This is a genomic window from Enterobacter sp. UNJFSC 003, assembly GCF_036903355.1.
Classification (GTDB): domain Bacteria; phylum Pseudomonadota; class Gammaproteobacteria; order Enterobacterales; family Enterobacteriaceae; genus Enterobacter.
Genome location: NZ_JBAKHK010000028.1, coordinates 1 through 1,211 on the forward strand (window position 1 = coordinate 1; position 1,211 = coordinate 1,211).

1 protein-coding gene is annotated in these 1,211 nt (G+C 56.0%); it reads right to left on the reverse strand.

Going from position 1 to position 1,211, the window contains the following annotated elements; genetic code table 11:
* Positions 1 to 24: 24 nt before the first annotated feature.
* Entirely contained in the window at positions 25 to 987 is a 963-nt protein-coding gene (locus tag V5P19_RS22885; RefSeq protein WP_334407809.1) for an IS110 family transposase, read from the reverse strand.
* Positions 988 to 1,211: the final 224 nt, after the last annotated feature.

Consider the following 1,211-nt stretch of genomic DNA (forward strand, 5'->3'; position numbering starts at 1 on the left):
GTGGGAGAGATACCGTCTTGCCGGTTATCCGGCAAGCGGTATTTCAGCATTAAATTCACGACCGGATTTCACCACACCATAGGCCAGTTGCAGCAGCTTTCGCATGCCTGCGCATACTCGTTCTTTTCCTGTCTTCCCTCTTGTTGCCAGCCGGTCCATCAGGCTCTTCACCACATCATTACATCTTCCTGCCACTACCGCTGGCATATACAGCACACTGCGAAGCTCCGCGTGACCCACTTTCGACAGCCTGCTTTTCCCTTTCCACATTCCTGACTCGCAGCGTCGCGGATTAAGGCCTGCATACGCCACCAGAGCCTTGCTGTCGCTGAACCGGCGCAGGTTTCCCGCAAATGCCAGCAGACTCACGCTCAGCATGTCACCTATCCCCGGGATACTCTTCAGTAGCTCCCTGTCCCGCTTCAGGTCCGGGTTATCATCGATGTGCCGGTTAATTTTCTTCCGCGTCTCTTTAATCAGGTCATCCAGCATCGCGACATGCTCGTTCAGGGAGGGAACGATGACGTCATCTGCCGCCTCAAGGCGGTTCACCTCCATCTGCCGCATCTCTTCCAGGCTACGCAGATGGCGTACCAGCGCCGTCAGCTGCCGCTCGCTCAGCGGAGCCGGGTACCAGGGGGCTGGCTGATGCAGGGCGCAGTAGCGCGCTATCAGTGCCGCATCGCTTTTGTCTGTCTTATTACGGGTCAGTTCAGTACTGCCGAATGCGTGTATACGCGCGGGATTTTCGAGGCTGACGCAGCAGCCGTTATCGGCCAGCAGGGTTGCCAGTTCAGTGCTGTAGCAGCCTGTCGCTTCCATGCAGACATGGCAGTCGCCAAAGCGCGCCAGCCAGTTGAGGAACTCACGGCATCCGGCAGAGGTGTTGGAGAATTTTTTGGTTTTGTATTTCTGATTTGGCAGCAGGACAGCAACATCAAATTTAAGTTTGGCAATATCAACGCCGACGGGGACAAGACTCATCATGGTGCTCCGTAACCTTATGAATAATATCGCCGGACCATCCTTATATGTGGGTGCTCAGGGCACAGGATACCGTTCGGTCTTGAGGCGACAGGGAAACAGGTTACCGGGGCATAATCTCTCCCACAGGCTCAGGGGCACCAGGGCCGGGTGATGCTCACCGGTAACCTCCCGATGATCAGTCGGGGATCTTCTCCGCCTGAGCGGAGAAGATCAAGACATAAGGG